This window comes from Bacillus alkalisoli, assembly GCF_002797415.1.
GTDB classification, from domain to species: Bacteria; Bacillota; Bacilli; order Bacillales; family Bacillaceae_I; genus Bacillus_CD; species Bacillus_CD alkalisoli.
In genome coordinates this window covers 3,461,977-3,481,224 of record NZ_KZ454944.1, presented here as the reverse complement: position 1 = coordinate 3,481,224, position 19,248 = coordinate 3,461,977, and the positions used below count along the sequence as shown (strand labels likewise).

The 19,248-nt window shown below is 36.6% G+C and carries 16 protein-coding genes; 10 read left to right on the top strand and 6 right to left on the bottom strand.

Going from position 1 to position 19,248, the window contains the following annotated elements:
* Window positions 1-7: 7 nt before the first annotated feature.
* From CDZ89_RS17425 to CDZ89_RS17415, 3 genes are all read left to right on the top strand, one after another.
* Window positions 8-967: a carbohydrate ABC transporter permease gene (locus CDZ89_RS17425; RefSeq protein ID WP_227521545.1), complete on the top strand. Its 960-nt coding sequence runs from the start codon at window positions 8-10 to the stop codon at window positions 965-967.
* 313 nt (window positions 968-1,280) lie between these two features.
* Window positions 1,281-2,612, top strand: a complete 1,332-nt coding sequence (locus CDZ89_RS17420; protein WP_100334095.1) for a glucoamylase family protein — start codon at window positions 1,281-1,283, stop codon at window positions 2,610-2,612.
* Between the two features lie 15 nt (window positions 2,613-2,627).
* Window positions 2,628-2,810, top strand: a complete 183-nt coding sequence (locus tag CDZ89_RS17415) for a hypothetical protein (protein ID WP_096155657.1) — start codon at window positions 2,628-2,630, stop codon at window positions 2,808-2,810.
* Window positions 2,811-3,256: 446 nt separating this feature from the next.
* On the opposite strand, the gene CDZ89_RS17410 is transcribed toward CDZ89_RS17415, so the two are convergent.
* Both CDZ89_RS17410 and CDZ89_RS20580 read right to left on the bottom strand, forming a co-directional pair.
* Window positions 3,257-4,264: a DUF3231 family protein gene (locus tag CDZ89_RS17410; RefSeq protein WP_100334094.1), complete on the bottom strand. Its 1,008-nt coding sequence runs from the start codon at window positions 4,262-4,264 to the stop codon at window positions 3,257-3,259.
* 144 nt (window positions 4,265-4,408) lie between these two features.
* Window positions 4,409-4,519 carry a helix-turn-helix domain-containing protein gene (locus CDZ89_RS20580; protein WP_406564933.1) on the bottom strand — a complete coding sequence of 37 codons (111 nt, stop codon included), beginning with the start codon at window positions 4,517-4,519 and terminating at the stop codon, window positions 4,409-4,411.
* A 512-nt stretch (window positions 4,520-5,031) separates the two neighbouring features.
* Here CDZ89_RS20580 and CDZ89_RS17400 point away from each other — a divergent pair.
* The 5 genes from CDZ89_RS17400 (at window position 5,032) to CDZ89_RS17380 (ending at window position 13,726) form a co-directional block, all read left to right on the top strand.
* Entirely contained in the window at window positions 5,032-6,309 is a 1,278-nt protein-coding gene (locus CDZ89_RS17400) for a hypothetical protein (protein WP_096155655.1), read from the top strand.
* Window positions 6,309-6,656 (top strand): endonuclease/exonuclease/phosphatase family protein, encoded by a 348-nt coding sequence (locus tag CDZ89_RS17395; RefSeq protein WP_096155654.1) that lies wholly within the window; start codon window positions 6,309-6,311, stop codon window positions 6,654-6,656. Before CDZ89_RS17400 ends, CDZ89_RS17395 begins: the two co-directional genes overlap by 1 nt.
* Before the next feature lie 664 nt (window positions 6,657-7,320).
* Window positions 7,321-9,480: a glycoside hydrolase family 3 N-terminal domain-containing protein gene (locus CDZ89_RS17390; protein ID WP_100334093.1), complete on the top strand. Its 2,160-nt coding sequence runs from the start codon at window positions 7,321-7,323 to the stop codon at window positions 9,478-9,480.
* Window positions 9,481-9,499: 19 nt separating this feature from the next.
* On the top strand, window positions 9,500-12,844 hold the full coding sequence (locus CDZ89_RS17385; RefSeq protein ID WP_100334092.1) for a GH36-type glycosyl hydrolase domain-containing protein: 3,345 nt from the start codon (window positions 9,500-9,502) through the stop codon (window positions 12,842-12,844).
* Window positions 12,845-12,952: 108 nt separating this feature from the next.
* Window positions 12,953-13,726, top strand: a complete 774-nt coding sequence (locus CDZ89_RS17380; RefSeq protein WP_100334091.1) for an alpha/beta hydrolase — start codon at window positions 12,953-12,955, stop codon at window positions 13,724-13,726.
* 64 nt (window positions 13,727-13,790) lie between these two features.
* On the opposite strand, the gene CDZ89_RS17375 is transcribed toward CDZ89_RS17380, so the two are convergent.
* Entirely contained in the window at window positions 13,791-14,129 is a 339-nt protein-coding gene (locus CDZ89_RS17375; RefSeq protein WP_096155650.1) for a hypothetical protein, read from the bottom strand.
* A 19-nt stretch (window positions 14,130-14,148) separates the two neighbouring features.
* The gene (rpsN, locus tag CDZ89_RS17370; RefSeq protein WP_096155649.1) at window positions 14,149-14,418 is read right to left on the bottom strand and encodes a 30S ribosomal protein S14; all 270 of its coding nucleotides are present in this window, start codon (window positions 14,416-14,418) and stop codon (window positions 14,149-14,151) included.
* 265 nt (window positions 14,419-14,683) lie between these two features.
* On the opposite strand from rpsN, the gene CDZ89_RS17365 reads away from it, so the two are divergent.
* Both CDZ89_RS17365 and CDZ89_RS17360 read left to right on the top strand, forming a co-directional pair.
* Window positions 14,684-15,208 carry a hypothetical protein gene (locus tag CDZ89_RS17365; RefSeq protein ID WP_096155648.1) on the top strand — a complete coding sequence of 175 codons (525 nt, stop codon included), beginning with the start codon at window positions 14,684-14,686 and terminating at the stop codon, window positions 15,206-15,208.
* 394 nt (window positions 15,209-15,602) lie between these two features.
* The gene (locus CDZ89_RS17360) at window positions 15,603-17,459 is read left to right on the top strand and encodes a bifunctional diguanylate cyclase/phosphodiesterase (RefSeq protein ID WP_096155647.1); all 1,857 of its coding nucleotides are present in this window, start codon (window positions 15,603-15,605) and stop codon (window positions 17,457-17,459) included.
* Window positions 17,460-17,668: 209 nt separating this feature from the next.
* On the opposite strand, the gene CDZ89_RS17355 is transcribed toward CDZ89_RS17360, so the two are convergent.
* The gene (locus CDZ89_RS17355; protein WP_096155646.1) at window positions 17,669-18,376 is read right to left on the bottom strand and encodes a hypothetical protein; all 708 of its coding nucleotides are present in this window, start codon (window positions 18,374-18,376) and stop codon (window positions 17,669-17,671) included.
* On the bottom strand, window positions 18,369-19,247 hold the full coding sequence (locus CDZ89_RS17350; protein ID WP_096155645.1) for an ABC transporter ATP-binding protein: 879 nt from the start codon (window positions 19,245-19,247) through the stop codon (window positions 18,369-18,371). The genes CDZ89_RS17355 and CDZ89_RS17350 overlap by 8 nt, the downstream gene beginning before the upstream one ends.
* Between the last annotated feature and the right edge of the window lies 1 nt (window position 19,248).

Below are 19,248 nucleotides of genomic sequence, written 5' to 3'. Positions count from 1 at the left end.
GATTATAGTGGCAAGCAAAGTATTAGAGTATAAGGAAAAAATAAGTCATGCTAGCAGTTCGGTTTTACGATTTTTCCTCGGTCATAGAGGGCAAACTGGACTGATTTTAAAGGCTTTCGTATACATCCTATTAATAGGAATTGGCTTTGTTTATTTATACCCTTTATTATATATGGGATCATATAGCTTAAAGTCACTATCGGACATCCTAAATCCTCTAGTAAATTGGATTCCGACACAGATTTATTTAGACAACTATGGAAGAGCCAATGACGTCCTAAAATTCCTTCCGACATTAGTTCAGACATTGTATGTAACAGTTCTACCTGCTGTAGCACAGACTGCTGTTGCGGCAGTAATTGGATATGGTTTCGCAAGATTTGAGTTTCCATTTAAGAAAACGTTGTTTGTATTCGTTTTAGCAACATTTATCATACCGCCGCAATTAACAATGATCCCTAGATATGTATTCTTTAATGAACTAGGCATTCTAGGAAACATTCAATCATTCTTTATTCCGGCTGTGTTAGGGCAAGGAATCAATAGTGCTATATTCATTTTAATCTTTTATCAGTTCTTTAGAATGATACCGAAATCTTTAGAAGAAGCAGCTCAGTTGGACGGTGCTGGATATTTCCGCATATTCTTCACTATCGCAATTCCAATGGCGGTGCCAGCTTTCATCATTTCATTCTTATTCTCTTTCGTATGGTATTGGAATGAAACTTATTTAGCTGCTCTATACTTTGGTAACTCATTAACAACATTACCACTAGAATTGAATAAATTCGTTGCCACGTACAATCAGTTGTACTCAGGAGCAGAAGGTGGAGCAGATAATAACATCAACGAAGGTATAAGAATGGCAGGTACCATGCTAACGATCTTACCACTTTTAGTTGTGTACTTCTTAACTCAAAAATGGTTCGTAGAAGGTATCGATCGCTCAGGTATAACCGGAGAGTAAATATTAAGAAAATAGTCAGCAATCTAGGTTGCTGACTTCAATTGTTTATAGGGTTGAAACGTTTCAATCCTATTTATTGAATGAACATAATTGGGCTGTGTTAAAGTATATTGCTGATTTTAAAAACCTCTCTAGCAGATGATTTCCGTGCAAGTCGGAGACTCCTGCGGGAGAAGCGGGGAGCGGGAGACCCCGCAGTCGCGAATGCGATGAGGAGGCTCCCGGCCCGCCCGCGGAAAGCGGAGACTTGCGCGGAAATCATCTGCGGTATTTAACAGAGTTTAAAAAAATAAATGAATCTGGAGATAAATACATGAAAACAAAAAAACAAGCACTAATAATAGGATCTATTGCTGCTCTTGTCATTATTTTCACGGTTGCAGCTGCAGTTAATTTTATAGCAAATAAAGATGATTCCGTAAAAATAAATAAAGATGAACCAGAAATTTTAGAATTAGAAAGCCAAAAAAGCTTTGAATTTTTTTGGAACGAAGCAAATGTTGATCATAATAGCCCGGGTTACGGCTTAATTCGTGACAGAGCTCCAGGTAATCCAACATTATCTAGTATTGCATCAGTCGGTTTTGGCTTAACAGCCATTACGATTGGAGCGGAAAGAGGTTGGATTACAAAAGAAGAAGCCGAAGAGCGCGTAAACGGTACGCTCGATACGATGCTTAATAACGCTGAACATATTAATGGAGTATATTATCACTTCTTAAATATGAACACCGCAAAACGAGCTGGAAAAAGTGAAGTGTCCATTATTGATACTGCCATTTTAGTAAGCGGTGCCCTACAAGCTGGGGAATATTTTAAAGGTGACATTAAGAAAAAAGCAGACGAACTTTATAAGCAAGTAAACTGGGAATGGTATTTAAATCCAGACCGTAATATGTTTTACATGTCTTACACACCAGAAGATGGATTCTCTGGAGCTTGGGATTTTTATGCTGAACAGCTAATGCTTTATTTTCTTGCGGTTGCATCTCCTACACATCCAGTAAATGAAGAGACTTTTTATGATTTTATCCGACATGAGCAAGCGTATGGAGATGGGGAGCCATTTATTCATTCTTGGTTCGGTTCTATCTTTACGTATCAGTTTTCTCATGCTTGGTTTGACTTACGAGGGAAAGTGGATAGAGAGGGAGTAGACTGGTTCGAAAACTCTGTCATTGCATCCATTGCGAGCAGACAATTTTCTATTGATAATATGGACAGGTTTGAAACATTTGGTCCAAATGCGTGGGGATTAACAGCAAGTGACGGTCCAAAAGGTTATGAAGGTTTATATGGTTCATCTCCTTCTGGTTATGACAACACGGCACATTTCACAGACGGAACAATCGCGACAGCTGGTGCAGCTGGTTCAATTGTATTTACTCCGGAAGAGTCCATCGCGGCTTTAGAAAACTATTATGAGAACTTCCCAGAATTATGGGGAGAACACGGCCTTAAAGGAGCTTTTAACTTAGATTTAACACCTCATTGGTATGCAGAGGATAGTTTAGGGATTGATAAAGGTATCACGTTACTAATGATAGAAAATTATCGATCAGACTTTGTTTGGGAGACAATGATGAAAAATAAGTACGTGCAAGAAGGTATGAAAAAAGTTGGATTAGTAGATTCCAAAGAGTAATTAGGGGGACCTTCCATGTCAGTATTAATGAATCAAGGTTACAAATGGAAGGGAATCGTTCTTATTTGCGGTAACTATGATGAAGTAACACAAGATACAGTGATTTATGAAAATGGTGAGTTATTATTTGGTGGTGAAGCAATTGAATTACCACCTAGATATCTTCTGTCATTATTGTTAGAAATTATGAAATCTTAGATGGCGTTGAAATTGAATACGCAACAGTAGAAATGACGAATGTAACACAGGGTGATCAATTTACGGAAATGACCATTAAAACTATAGGCACGAATGGAATGTTGAAGTTGGATACGGACGGCCAATGGAAAATGGTTGTATTTTTATCAAAGATATTAAAAACCAACTACTATTTTCAGAGGTGCAAAACAGGAAATCGCAAGGCAATTCACAATAGCTATCACATCACTTTCACATTGCATTTCACAGTATAATTCACAACAAAAAGGACTTAGAAATTTTCAGTTCTCTAAGTCCTTTGATTATATTTGATTCTTTAACTAACGCCACGCGATAGTTGAAGAGCTGAAAAGTTATTTAGAAACTGACCGAACCCTGGTAAAGCTATATTCCATAATAAGGCTTCATGTTTTTTAGGCTTTCTATACTCCTTCATCCTCCATCACTCACTTCAACAGATGATTGCGTTCTTCTGTTTGAGGTGGTTCTTCCATCCAACCATTTTTAATCATAATTTTTGCACCTTTATGAGCATATTCAAATACATCTTTCATAAAAATCGCCAGTTTAGGTGGCAAATCATTTCGTAAACTCAAAGCAGTCCCTAATGAGCCACTTCCCATCGAAAAACTACAAAAAAGACTCGTGCAATACATCATCAACTTATCGGAAAAGGGTGGTATTGTTGAACGAGTTGCATTGCCACCTGCTGTTTGAGAAACTTGTGTCCCGTTTTCAAGCAAGACTTCACTAAATTCCTTTATCATACTTTTAGCAAGTTCAGCACCCTCATTAAAGAAGGTTTTTACTTCTTTTTCATTTGCACATTGAGCAAAACCTATAATCATTTGAAGACCCGTAATATTTGATTCAATCGAATGATGAAGATGCGCAACTTCCACTGTATTTAATGAACGTTTTTCGCTAAACGGACTAACGGAGTGTCCAGTCAAATAATGCTTATCTTTCACAAATTCAACTGATTTTGGCATAGAAACATGAGGAGATTTAACAAGTAATCCTTTTTCAAGTAAATATTGTGTACAAAGGTTGTAATACTTTTGCGTAATGGCAGCTAGCTCGTTCACCATCAGTATAATATCTTCTCGATAAGTCATCGTCATATTTAATGCGTGAAGCCCCGTACTAATTTGTTTCAATAGGCGAACAAACATGATGTCAAAACCATTATCATATAATTTCGGCACCTCTTTGTTGACATCCTCAGCTATGAAGCCAACTGGGATGACCGCCCCTTCATTTTGAAAAATTTCTATAATAGTACCAACATAAGGGGCTATCTCTCCATATAGATTATTCATAATAGTCTTGGCTTTTTCGTCATCGGCTTGCTCTATAAAATATTCTAACATACGTAAAATCATTGTCTTTTCTTGATACGTAAGCCATAATACACCTAATTCAGATGACGTAATTGCTGATTTTTCTGGCATATAATTTCCTCCAAAAATTTTTTATCTGCTTAGGTTTAGCTTAATATGGTATCTTCATTCACTTTTTTTATACTATTTTACTCATTTTCCTTCCACATAAAACCGATAGTTTAAGTACAAAATCGCACAACGGAACGTTTGTAATTAATCGGTGTTCCTTCTGTAATAAGTAGGGGGGACACCTTCCATATTTTTAAAGAAACGGCTAAATGACTGGATTGTTTCAAATCCTAATTCATCTGCAATGGTAGAAATGGTGTAATAATGAATTGCGTCGGTTGCCTATTGGTATCAAGCGGCGCCGCACAATCCATTCCCTGCATTGCCAGATAATGAGGACCTAGAAGTAATATAGAGGTAAATATTCTAAATCACGCTTAATCTGGGTTTCTTATCTGGTTAGATAAGAAACTCGCTGCAACTCCTAGACAAGACATTTTCTAGAAATTTTATATAAATTAGTTAAAACCCTTGATAAAACGCTTTCATCACTTTAGAATAAAAAATAACACTTTCATTGAAACGTTTCAATGGAAGTGTTAGGTTAAATGTCATGTAAGGTTGAATGGAATCTTTAATCTATGAACCGCGGACGATAGATTTAAGATTTCAAAAGAAAATATTGATTCATAAATATAATAAACATTTAATGCAGAATTATATAGTATTAAAATGCAAAATTATTTAGTATTAATTGTTTTTTTCACTTAACACACCGTAATTATGAAACTGATTCAAATAATAACAAAGTGGAGAGGAATATTTATATGAAACCTATAACAGATTTTTATTCAAAATTACCAAAAGACGTAAAAACGTTCTTTGATCGTCAGTATCGTGATTCCTATGAATTGTTAGAAGCATCTCGTCACCCTAAGACAGGCCTATATGCAGACGGTTTTATGACATTAGGAGAAAACCCAGATTTTCGTTGCTCGGTTGCAGCTACAGGCGTTGGTCTAATTGGCCTTTGTGTCGCTGATCTAGAAGGATGGACAGATAATGCGGAGGAGAAAGTGACTACTACATTAAAAGCTCTTCGCGGAGAAGTAGAGGGTTGCTCCGTTGCTCGTGACGAATCAACAGGATTTTTCGCTCACTTCGTTGATATGGAAACAGGTGAAAATATTAAATCAGAAATTTCCACGATTGATACGTCAATCGTAATAGCAGGTGCTCTTTTTGCTGGCCACCATTTTAAAGAAAAAGCACCTCATATACTAGAAATGGCACAAGAGCTATTAAAGGAAATTGACTGGAGTGTTGTTGTAGCTGATAAAGATACGGGTGTCATTAACATGGTCGTGAAAGAAGGAAAAGGGACACTTCCTCTTCCTGCATATAACGAATATGTCATCGTTGCCTACCTTGCACTATTAGGGCAACCGGAAAACAAAGACATCCAAGATCTATGGTATAAAAACTTCTCAGAAGATAAAATAAAAGATTTACCTATCGTCAACTACCGCGATATTCCAGTACTTACGGACAGTGCAGGGAAAAACTTCTTGTCATCATTTGTACATCAGTTCCCGTTCTATCTTGTACCGAATTATGGGGATAGCGAAGTTTATAAGGAATTTTATGAGAATGCTTGTACGGCCGATCGCTTAAAGTGGAAAGAGCTTGATGATGTTCCATCCTACGTATGGGGCTATGGAGCAGGTCCAAATGATGGGCTTTTCGGTGGATATCATGCGGATAAAATAAATAATGCACCACACGATATTGCATCTGCATATATTGTTGCTGGTTTCCTTCCAGTATATCCTGCGGGAATACATGATCTATATGCGTTGTACAAACTTCACATTCCGTATGATGTATATACGAATGAAAATGATAAAGAGGATGAAAATAAGTTCCGCGCTGCTTATCAATATGGATTACATCGCTACTCTTGGTGGCATCTAGAACAGCCAGAACGCTGGTATCCAACGAAAGTAACGTTAATTGACTGGAGTTCAATGTTATATGGACTAGCTGCATTTAAACACGGAATGAACTTCTTTACGGAACGTTTAACAAAAGTAGAAGAGAAATAATGCACGATTTTCAATTAGAAAAGCGTGGTGAAAAGATGGAACTAAAAGTAATGACGTTTAACATTAGGGTTCATGTCCCTCAGGATGGTAGTAATGCATGGCCATACAGAATAGAGAAAGTGTCTAAAATAATTTTGGACCATTCTCCACTTGTTATCGGAACGCAAGAAGGCTCATTGCATATGCTTGAGGATATAGGTAAAAGGTTGCCAGATTATCGTTGGACAGGTCAAGGTAGGCGAGGCGGCATGAAGGATGAGTTTTGTGCTGTTTTTTACAAATATAACTTGATAAGGCGTCTCAAGTTCATTATCGTCAAAGAAAAAGACAAAAATGAACTTGATTAGACGTATCAAGAACATTATCTCCAAAGAAAAACTCAAGAATGAACTTGATATAAAAGAGGTTTTGGCATACCCAAGTGAACATAAATTGAATTGGCCCCAAGACGGTTGTTTGCTCTTTGGGGCAGCTCCTATATATTTTTAATTAGCAAAATTTTGTACAGTCTCTTTTTCTTCATTTATTTAAAAAATAAAAAGCTCCAAAAATACGTCATAAAAACATTGAAAACGTATACATAAACCTATATAATAATTTTATTGAAACGTTTCAATGAAAAAGTAGTTTTGTAAATAAACCTATCTTTTTTTCATTGAAATATTTTTTTGAGTTTTTATTGTAACGTTTCAATTATTGATAAATCATCAGATACTATATTAAATTGGCTCTGTTAAAGGTTAGTGTTGATTTTTGATACCAACCTAGCAGTTGATTTCCGCGCAAGTCGTAGACTCCTGCGGGAGTAGCGGTGGCCTGGAGACCCCACAGGCGAAGCCGAGGAGTAGGTTTTTTCACGACAGTGAAAATAACCTTCCTTTTTACCGCCCGCGAAAAGCGGAGACTTGCGCGGAAATCAACAGCGGTCTTTAACAGAGCCATAAAATTAAATAATTTATGCTGGCATGTAGCCAAGATAAAAGAAAACTTCTAGTTTAACGGAGGGGTAATATGACGAAAAGTCGCTCGCACCAAATACTTGAACAAATGACATTAGATGAGAAAGTAGCACAGCTGCTACAATTAGCAACGTTATTTTATAAAGGATCCTCACACGAAGGACAAATTACAGGTCCGATGCAGGATATGGGGATTAACGAAGAGATAGTAAATAATAGCGGTTCCGTTCTTGGTGGTGCTGGTGCACAGGAAGTTATGAACATACAAAAAACATACATGGAAAATAACCGTTTAGGCATCCCTTTACTAATGATGGCAGATATCATCCACGGTTTTAAAACTATTTTTCCAGTTCCATTAGCAATTGGTAGTTCGTGGGACATGGAGTTAGCAGAGAAAAGTGCAGAAATTGCAGCAGTAGAAGCTGCTGTATCTGGAGTGCATGTAACGTTTGCACCGATGGTAGATTTAGTTCGTGATCCTCGCTGGGGAAGAGTAATGGAGTCAACTGGTGAAGATCCATTCCTAAATTCCGATTTTGCTAGAGCAATGGTACGTGGATTCCAAGGATCGGATTTAACGAATGATACAAACAGAGTTGCAGCCTGTGTGAAACACTTTGCTGCCTATGGAGCTGCAGAAGCTGGAAGAGATTATAATACGGTAGATATGTCCGAGCGTATTCTTCGTGAATCGTATTTACCAGCATATAAGGCAGCTCTTGATGAAGGCTGTGAAATGGTAATGACAGCATTTAATACAGTGGACAGCATTCCTGCTACTGGAAATAAAAAATTAATGCGAGAAATACTTCGTGATGAATGGGGCTTTGACGGTGTTATTATCTCTGACTGGGGAGCTGTAAAAGAAATCATCGCACACGGAGTAGCTGCTGATGAAAAAGAAGCGGCGCAAAAGGCAATTGAAGCAGGTGTTGATATTGAAATGATGACACCTTGCTATATTTCTAATTTAAAAGAGCTAATTGAAGATGGAACTATTTCTGAAAGCTTACTAAATGAATCAGTGCTACGTATTTTGCAATTAAAAGAAAAACTAGGATTATTCGAAAATCCATATCGTGGCGCAAATGTAGAACTAGAAGAAAAGTTAATTTTAAGTGAAGAACATCGTCAAGTTGCGAGAGAACTAGCAACAAAATCATGTGTCTTAATGAAAAATGACAATGTGCTGCCTTTACAAAAAGAACAAAAAATCGCATTAATTGGTCCTTTCGCACATAATGGCGACATTTTAGGCCCATGGTCTTGGCAAGGTTCACAAGAGGTTGCAGTAAAAGTAGATGAAGGCTTTAAGATGAAAATGGATCCAGCCAACCTTTTCGTAGCGCAAGGCTGTGATATTGAGGCCGGAACAGAAGAACAGCTTCAAGAAGCAATCAACGCGGCAAAAAATGCTGATGTGATCGTCCTTGCATTAGGTGAGCATTCCAGAATGAGTGGAGAAGCGAAGTGTCGTGCAGATATTCGTTTACCAGAAGCACAACTTCACTTAATTGCCCAGTTAAAGAAATTAGCCAAGCCAATGGCAGTAGTATTGTTCAATGGACGTCCATTAGATTTACACGGAGTTATCGACCAAACAGATGCAGTGTTAGAAGCATGGTACCCAGGAACAGAAGGTGGAGCAGCTGTTGCGGATTTATTATTCGGTGATGCAAACCCATCAGGTAAGATTACCATGTCGTTCCCATATTCAGTTGGTCAAGTTCCAGTTTACTATAACTGCTTCAATACAGGTCGCCCGCAGGATGAACCTGTGACAGAATATGTATCTAAATATTTAGATATTCCAAATACGCCACTTCTTCCATTCGGATTCGGACTAAGCTATACAAACTATGTGTACGGTGAAGTATCACTTTCTACCGATACACTTACAGTAGATCAACCGATAACTGTAACGGTTGATGTTACGAACAACGGTGATGTAGCCGGTGATGAGATTGTACAGCTCTATGTCCGTGATCTTGTTGGAGAAGTTGTACGACCGTTAAAAGAACTAAAAGGGTATGAAAAGATTACATTAAATCCAGGTGAAACGAAGACGGTTACATTCACGATTACAGAAGAAATGCTTCGTTACCACCATGCTGATTTACAGTTTAGTAGTGATGCAGGAAAATTCCTTGCATTTGCTGGTCCTAACAGCGTAGAAACACAAGAAAAAGAATTCGTATTAGTAAAATAACGCAATATAGGAGGACATCATGACAACAACAATTGAAACGTCAAAATACAATCTAAAAGCGGGAGAAATAAACTTTACATTCTTAAACAGTGGTGACTTATTTGAAGCAAGTCATAACTGGGTGATGATTAATCAACTATTAGCTAACCCTGTTGATGGATCATTAAATAACATTTACTTACGTTTACATCGTGAAGGGGGAATGCAAGTTTTTCCTCTTCTAGGCGTGAAATCTCCAAGCACATTTTATGCATCGGAAAAAGCAATGACTTGGAAAGGAAACATTGAGGAAGTAAATTATGAAGTAACATTCCATTTAACTACTCACGGTGTTTGGTTCTGGGATGTGAAAGTAGAAGGGGAAAATGTTGAAGTTGATGTGATTTACGGACAAGACATGTCAATTGCGAGTAAAGGTGCTGTTCGTAACAATGAAGCATACGTTTCCCAATATGTAGACCACACTGTTTTTGAAACAGGGGAAAAAGGTTATGTTGTATGTTCTAGACAAAACCAACCACAACCTGGTGGATTCCCTTATATGCAACAAGGTTCATTAACAAAAGCAACAGGCTATTTAACAGATGGCTTCCAATTTTTCGGTTTACCTTATAAAGAGACGGATATACCAGAAGTATTATTACAAGATTCGCTTCCAAATAAAGTATACCAATATGAGTTTGCTTATACAGCACTACAATCTGAGAAAGTAACACTAGCTGGTGCTACACAGTTTGTGTTCTATGGCTTATTTAAAGAAAACCATGAAGAAGCAATTATAGAGTTAGAGTTTGAAGACGAAGTGAAACTTGCGTGGGAAAGTATCCAAGGGACAGTAGTTGAACTTGGGGTGGAACAACCTAAGGTTCGAATCTCTGAGAAAATTGGTACACCAGTCCATTCGGAATCCTTAACAATCGATGAAGTAAATAAATACTTCCCGACTAGACGTCAAGAAGAGTGGGATGGAGATACGTTATTATCTTTCTTCACAGAAACACATGAGCATGTCGTGTTAAAAGAGAAAGAGTTAGTTGTTGAACGTCCACACGGTCATATTATCATGACTGGTCAAAATGACAAAATGAAGGAAAATGTGTTCTCGTCTACATCTTATATGTACGGAATATTTAATTCTCAAGTAGTTGTTGGAAATACTTCTTTTAATAAGATGCTTTCTAATGCTCGTAATGCATTAAATATTTTCAAAACATCAGGTCAACGTATTTATGTAGAAGTAGAAGGAACGTACCAACTATTAACGATGCCTTCAATGTATGAAATTGGTTTTAACTATGCACGCTGGTATTACAAAACAGCAACAGATATGATCATCATTACAAGTTACACAATGGTGGACACGCCAGAGCTTCAACTACATGTTCAATCAGAAAGCGGGACACAATACCGTTACCTTGTGACAAACCAAGTGGTTGTAAATGCGAACGAGTTAGAAACACCATTCGTTATGGAAGAAGAAAACGGGGTTGTGACGTTTACAGCTCATGAATCTTCTATGAGTGCAAATGTTTATCCAGAGTTAACATACAAGTTCTGTGTTGATGGTACGAACATGACGATTAGTAATGAAGAAGCATTAGTAGAAAATGCACACCTTAATTCTGCAGCATTAGTAGTTTTAGAACTTGATAGCACTAGCGATTGGACGATGACGATTCAAGGTTTATTATATGGTGAGGAAGTTCCTTTTACAGAGAAAAATGCTGCGGATGAAATTGCACGTTACCGTGAATTTTTACGCGAATGTATGAATGGCTTTGACTTATCGCAAAATGGTGGAGAAACAGAAGATTTAGAAAAAGTGAACAGTGTTGCATGGTGGTACACACATAATATGTTAGTGCATTTCACTGTACCACACGGTTTAGAGCAGTATAGTGGTGCAGCTTGGGGAACTCGTGATGTATGCCAAGGGCCGACAGAATATTTCATGGCTACGCAGAAATATGAATCGGTAAAAGAAATTTTGAAAACAGTGTACAGTCACCAATTTGAAGACGATGGCAACTGGCCTCAATGGTTCATGTTCGACCGTTATAACAAAATTCAAGCAGGAGAAAGTCATGGAGACATTATCGTATGGCCTTTAAAGGTGCTTGCAGATTATTTATCCGTTACAAAGGACTTCTCTATTCTAGAGGAAAAAGTTCCGTATACAATTCGTGGCCAGTTTGACTTAACGGAAGAAACAGCAACTATTTTTGATCACGCGAAAAAACAAATTGACTATATGAAAAACAACTTTGTTCATGATACGTATTTAAGCTCCTATGGTGATGGAGACTGGGATGATACGCTTCAACCTGCTAACGCACAATTAAGAGACTACATGGTTAGTAGCTGGACCGTTTCTTTAACGTATCAAGTAATGAAAAAGTTTGCTACTGTACTAGAGGAAGTTAACAAAGAGGAAGCAACAGAGCTAATGGCGTTAGCCGAGGGCATTGAAGCAGACTTTAAGAAATATATGCTTAAAACAGACGTAATTCCAGGCTTTGTTTACATGGAAGAGCCAGGAAAAGTAGAATATATGGTTCATCCAGAAGATACAAAGACTGGTATTAACTATCGTCTACTTCCGATGACAAGAAGTATGATTAGTGAACTATTAACACCAGAACAAGCAGCTTCTCACTATGAGTTGATCAAAAAAGAGTTTTATTGCCCAGACGGCGTACGCTTAATGAACCGTCCAGCGAAATACGAAGGCGGAGTAAGTAAGCACTTCAAACGTGCGGAACAAGCTTCTAACTTTGGTAGAGAAATAGGTTTACAGTACGTTCATGCTCACATTCGTTTTGTAGAAGCGATGGCGAAGTTAGGTAAAGAAGAGGAAGCATGGAAAGGCTTATCCATGATTAATCCAATCGGTATTCAAAACGTTGTACCGAATGCAGAACGTAGACAAAGCAACGCATACTTCAGTAGTTCTGACGGGAAATTCAATTCACGTTATGAAGCACAAGAACAGTTCGGGAAATTACGTGATGGAAGTGTGCAAGTAAAAGGTGGATGGCGTATTTACTCCAGTGGACCTGGAATCTATATGAACCAGCTTATTAGTAATTGCCTAGGTATCCGTCAGGATAATGGTGGATTAGTAGTAGACCCAGTACTTCCAAACCATTTAGATGGACTAACATTTGCTTATAAGTATAATGAACGACCTGTTACCTTTACGTACCACCTACAATCAGGTGAAAGGTATATGGAAATTAATGGTCAAAAGATAGAGGCTGAAACAACTTCGAATAGATACCGTCAAGGCGGACTGTTCGTAGATAGTGAGAAATTAATGTCCTTACTGAACGAAGACTCCAACAATATAGCTATATATCTATAAAAGTAATGTGGTGGTCAATTATGACCGCCACATTATCTTTATTCAAGGCTCTTAAGACCTAACGAAGCAATTGTTTGGAAGGCTAAATTATAGGGGGGAAGAGTAAAGATGGCAATAATAAAATGTGATTTTTTCTCCGAAGTATTAGGTTTAAGTACTTCCATGACAGTAATATTACCGCAAAAACCACTAAATAATATAGAGAAGGATACAAAGCTTCCTACTCTGTATTTATTACACGGATATAGTGATGATGATACCATTTGGACCCGCAGAACTTCTATTGAGCGTTATGTAGACGGATTAGGCTTAGCGGTAGTTATGCCGCAAGTACATCATAGCTACTATACGGATATGGAGAATGGTCACCGATTTTGGACATTCTTATCAGAAGAGTTACCAGTAGTAGCTCGAACATTTTTTAATCTATCTGACAAGCGAGAAGACAACTTTGTTGCCGGATTATCTATGGGAGGCTACGGTGCCTTTAAGTGGGCACTTCGCCAACCAGAAAAATTTGCAGCCGCAGCTAGCTTATCTGGGGCATTAGATGTTGTGAATACAATGGAAATAATGCCAGAAGAAAGAAAAAGAGGGTTTGAGCTAATTTTTGGTGATAAAGCAGTAAAAGATACGGAGAATGATTTGCTTTGGTTATTGCAGCAAAAAAGTGGTGAAAATCAGATGCCCCTTCTTTATCAATGCTGTGGTACAGAGGACTTCTTATACCACCAAAATGTAAAGTTTAAAGAGGTTTGTGAGCAATCCAACGTCGAACTAACTTCAACCTTTAGCCCAGGTAATCATGAATGGGGTTATTGGGATGCACAAATTCAAGATGTATTAAAGTGGCTACCACTTCCTCGTAATAAACACGATTGATGTGAAATGGGGACGGGGTTTGTTTCACATTTTACTACTAATAATGTGAAACAATCCCCGTCTGTCATAATAAATAGAAGAAAAATTTTTTATCATTTTGATTAAAAGAACTTGTATAGTCTATTAAGCATGCTGATTGAAGTCTTTGATCTAGTTTTACAGAAATTTCTCTTTCAACTTCTTGTATCATTCTTCGAATTTCGTCAGATGGTAAACTAAAATGTATCGACGCAATATGATACGGATGATTTTTAGTAAGTAATTGAAAGTATTGTTCAGGTGTCTCAGCTTGTGATTCATAGCTTCCTTCCATATCCTCAATGAATTTATAAATCATTTTCTTTTCTTGGGGAAGAGAAGAGATTATACTTTTTTTCATGTAACTAGCAAAATACTCATTCAATGCAACACACCTCAGTTCTTTACCAACTAGATTTCTTCACACCAGGAATTTGTCCTTTATGAGCAAACTCTCTAAAAGCAATTCTAGACATTTTAAATTTGCGTAAGTACCCTCTTGGTCTTCCAGTCACCTCACATCTATTCTTAAGACGAGTTGGGGAAGAATCTCTAGGTAATTTTCTTAAGCCTTCAATGTCACCTTTTTCCATAAGTGCTCTTCTTTGGTCGGCATATTTTTCTACTAGCTTCTGACGCTTTAACTCTTTCACCACTTTTGATTTTTTCGCCATTTAATAAACCTCCTAATTCAGCCTAATTGAAAATAGTAATTATTACGATTTATCAACATTAAATCATAAATAGGAATGAAAATCAAATTATGTGAGATGTGAAAATGGGACGGGGTTTGCTTCACATTCCCTTAAACTTCGAAAATGTGAAGCGAACCCCGTCCCTCTTTTTCAAAATAAAAAGGGATTTTTAGGTTAAGTAGAGAATAAACTTATGTAAATATTACCAATAAAATTAATCCCTCATAATCAGGAGGATACTGACATGTTGAAGATAAAAGAAAACATAGATCTTATACTAATATGTTTTGCTATTTTAGTACCGATTCCAAGTGGGGCTTTTTTATATTATTACGATTTTCCGAAGAAGATTGACATGGAATATCCTGCTTATGAGTATAGTGATGAAGAGCAAGAAGTTGGTGAAGTAACAAGCGTGAGTGTAAAAGGTAAAATAAAGAGACCACTCTTTCGAAAATCAGAGTTTGAAGGAAGTATTTTTATCGAAAAATACGAAATAACAAAAGACTATCCGGACGAAGCATGGATTGACATGGACTTTTTCGTCGGTAACATGAACTATATAAAGTTTGAAAATAATAAAATTGTAACAAAATTTTTTGGCTGGTTGATGACAGAAGAAAACCTAGCTTCTATGTTAATTTATGTGGATCCATATCCGGAAAGAGGTAATAAATCTGCCTTTCTAAATACAAAAATAGCTGTACCTGCCACTAATTATGAAGAAGCAACGGCGGTGGAACAGCGACTTTATAATTTACATAAATGAGTTTTAAGTATATTACACAGTGTCAGTCCTAAATTCGTTCAAACTTAAGCGGATATGGGATGGCACTTTTTTTATATGTAAGATTTTGATCGGTTATATTAACATACTAATTTTTAAACAAACGTTTGATTGATTTTTATTAGTAATGCTGTTATGTATATCTGAGAAGTGCTTTGGCTTACAAGTTACCTTTTAAAATGTTATTTCAGAAAAGGGAAGTTGGGGACGGGGTTCGTTTCACATTCAATTAAAGAATGAGAAATGAACCCCGTCCCCATTTCACATCTAAAAAGAATATGTTCAGAACTTTTGAAAAGAATAAGAATACTAATAGTTGGAATGAATATTCCATGTAAACTGGCACTAATTCGATTGTTTAGAGGAGTTAGCATTAATGCGATATAAGGGAAGAATATCGAGAACGATACTAGTATTTTCGCTTTGTATGGTATTCATCATAAGTGATTATAGAATTATAGGTTATATTCCTATGAGTGACGCAATTGCTACCATCATTTTCACGGCCCTTGGGTGGTGGTTTGGAAAGCAACATGATCAACTTCAATACTATGCCAATCAGTTAAAACTAAGCAAAAAAGAATTACAAAGTCATTTTGATAATGGCTATTCTTTTCTATGGGAAAATGACTTAAAAACGAACAGAATAAAAGTGTCCAAAGGGATTGAGAAAAGTACAGGGTATACGGCAAAAGAATTTGAAGAAGATTATGACCTTTGGCTTAAAATAGTCCATCCAGATGATAAAAAAAGAGTAGATATCTTCTATCATGACTTGCTATTAGGATATCCTGCAAAATGTGAATTTCGATTTTTTCGCAAAAATAGAGAAGTACATTGGTTTGAGCTCTTTGGAAAAGCAATGAGATCCGAAGAAGGTAAAATTTTAAAATTAAATGGTGTAGCATATGATATAACCGAACGAAAACAAATGGAAGAAAAACTGAAGTACATAGCCTATCATGATAATTTAACAGGACTACCAAACCGAACAATGCTAAATTTTAGTCTGCAATCAGCATTTGAAAGGTGTAAACAAAATCAAACCATGTTAGCTGTCATGTTTATTGATATTGATCGTTTTAAAATGATTAATGATATGTTAGGTCACGCTGCTGGGGACAAACTTTTAATTCAAGTTAGTGATAGATTAGTGGCAAATGTGGATGGTGGTGTAGTAGCTCGTCAAGGTGGAGATGAATTTATATTATATTTAGAAAACACAAGCAAGGAGAAAGTAAAACAAGTAGCAGAACTGATTTTACTAGATTTTACAGCACCATTTTATATAGAAGGTGAGGAGTACTATACAACACCGAGTATAGGTATTAGTATTTTTCCTAAGGACGGTCAAGATATTACCACACTTATGAAGTATGCGGATACTGCCATGTATTGGGCCAAAAAACGAGGTAGAAATAATTATCAATTTTATATACCAGAAGATAAAAATATAATGGACCGGAAACGAAAATTGGAACAAGGATTAAAGAAGGCACTTCATAACCATGAATTTGAACTACATTATCAACCTAAAATACATCTAGAAACAGGGAAGATATACGGGGTAGAGGCGTTAATAAGATGGAAACATCCGGAATTAGGTCAGATTCCTCCTATAGAATTTATCCCGATAGCGGAAGATTTAGGAATGATTGTTCCTATTGGAAACTGGGTGTTAAAAGAGGCGTGTAAACAAAATAAAATATGGCAATCATCAGGAATTATGATAAAAGTAGCCGTCAATGTATCCACTATTCAATTTGAAGACATAGATTTTATTGAAAAAATTAAGAAAGCGTTATCCGAAAGTCAATTGTCATCAGATTATTTAGGTTTAGAGATTACAGAAAGCGTGATGCAAAATATCTCCCATAGTGCAACCGTGTTACAAAAAATAAGGAACCTAGGAGTAAAGATATCTATTGATGACTTCGGTACAGGGTATTCTTCATTAAGTGTTTTGAATCATTTACCAATTAATTTAGTAAAGATAGATAAAACGTTTATTAAAGAAATCTTAACAAATTCTAACACAGCAGCACTAGTAAAAACGATGATAAAAATGGGAGAAAATCTGCATTTTGATCTAATCGCAGAAGGTATTGAAGAAATAGAGCAGGTGGAGTTTTTGATTGAAAATGGGTGTAAATATGGACAAGGTTATTATTATAGTCGTCCTCTACCTGCTAATGAGGTGGAATGTATTTTAAAGAGAGGTACATACGCTTGATAGACTATTAATATCCTTTATGAGAAAACAAACCCCGTCCCCAATTCTCACAACGAAAAGTTGTTCTTCCACACCTTAAATAAAACAAACACAATAGGTTGGATTAGTAAGGAAGATTTAGAATGAGAAAAATGGGTGAGAAATGGGGACGGGGTTCGTTTCACATTCAATGAATGAATGTGATGTGAAATGAACCCCGTCCCCGATTCTTATCTTGCTACTCCGGCTATAGTGGAAGCTTTACGCAACATAAGCCATACTGGTAAGGCTGATAAAACTATTACTGTAATCAAAAGAGTGAATGGTAAAGATAATTGAATTGATCCATTATCCATCGCAACAAATTGTTCCACTAGAACGTTTCTAGTTTCAGGGAAGAATATAGTAACCGTAACAAGTGCGACCAACATTAGCCCACCAGCTAATCCTAAACGATAAAACACCGATCCAAGCAACAAACAAACGCTATAGAACAAACTGCATAACACAATATCTACAAGCATGTGGTTATACCAAGTATTCGCTAATGTTGTTCCTTCTACTGTTGTAAGAATGGAAAAAGAAGTAGTTTGTAGTATGCTCGTAGCACCATTTAATAAAGAATTAACAAGTAAATGAATAACGGACATAGTTACAGCAAGTAGCACGTTAAAGACTAAGTTGCCGAGAACGTAACGAGTTCTCGTAAAACCAAATTTGATGGAATACGGAAAAGTTATTTTCGTTTGTAAAAACCCTGCAATTCCGCAGAAAACGTACGTTGCTACACTTATGGATACAACCATATTTACAGAAAAACTGTACGAGATCGCTAGTAAGAAAAAAGAACTCGCGATAAATATAGTCCAAAATATAGAAAAGGAAAATCTCATATCTATGGCAAAAAAGTAAAGAATAGCTTTTAAATCTCTAAGCATATTGTTTTCCCCCTTGTTTTTCCTCGGTTAAGTAAACCATTAAGTGCTGAATATTGGTTGGCTCTATCGTTAGGCCAAGCTCTTTTGCGTGTGACTTATCGTACTTTTCCCCGAAAAGAGTGACTTCTTTATGCCCTGCTAGTTCGGCTGTATGGACAACATTTCTTCCTTCAATAAATTCATTTACTGCCTTTTTGCTGCCAGAAATACTCACTGTTAGCTCGAGTAATTGTTCCGTTGTATGGTGGAAAAGTAGTTCTCCTTCTTTAATCAAAATCACTTCTTCAAATAAGTTACTTACTTCGTCAATTAAATGGGTAGATAAAATAATGGTTCTTGGGTAGGCTTCGTATTCTTCTAAGAGGATGTCGTAAAATGTGTAACGAGCGGATGCGTCTAATCCAATATATGGTTCATCGAAAATAGTGATTTTTGTGCGGCTAGCTAAACCGATAATAATACCAAGAGCAGATTCCATACCTTTAGAAAGGCCTTTTACCTTCATTTTTTCGTCAAGGTGAAATACTTTCAAAAGACGATTAGCCGTATCTTGGGACCAGTTTGGATAAAATAAAGAAGCCATTTTTAATGTATCTTTTATTTTAAAGCTCCTCATAAAGTTATTGCTTTCGTTAATTAAATATATATCTTTTAATACTTCACGGTTGTCAAAAGGTTTTTTTCCATTCACAAGAATGTTCCCACTTGATGGAAGCATGTAACCTGCTAGCAACTGCATTAAGGTCGTTTTACCAGCACCATTGCGACCTAACAATCCGTAAATTTTATTTTCTTCTAAAGTTAAACTTAAGTTATTCAATGCAAGTTTTGCGCCATATTTTTTCGTCACGTTTTGCATTTCTATTTTCATT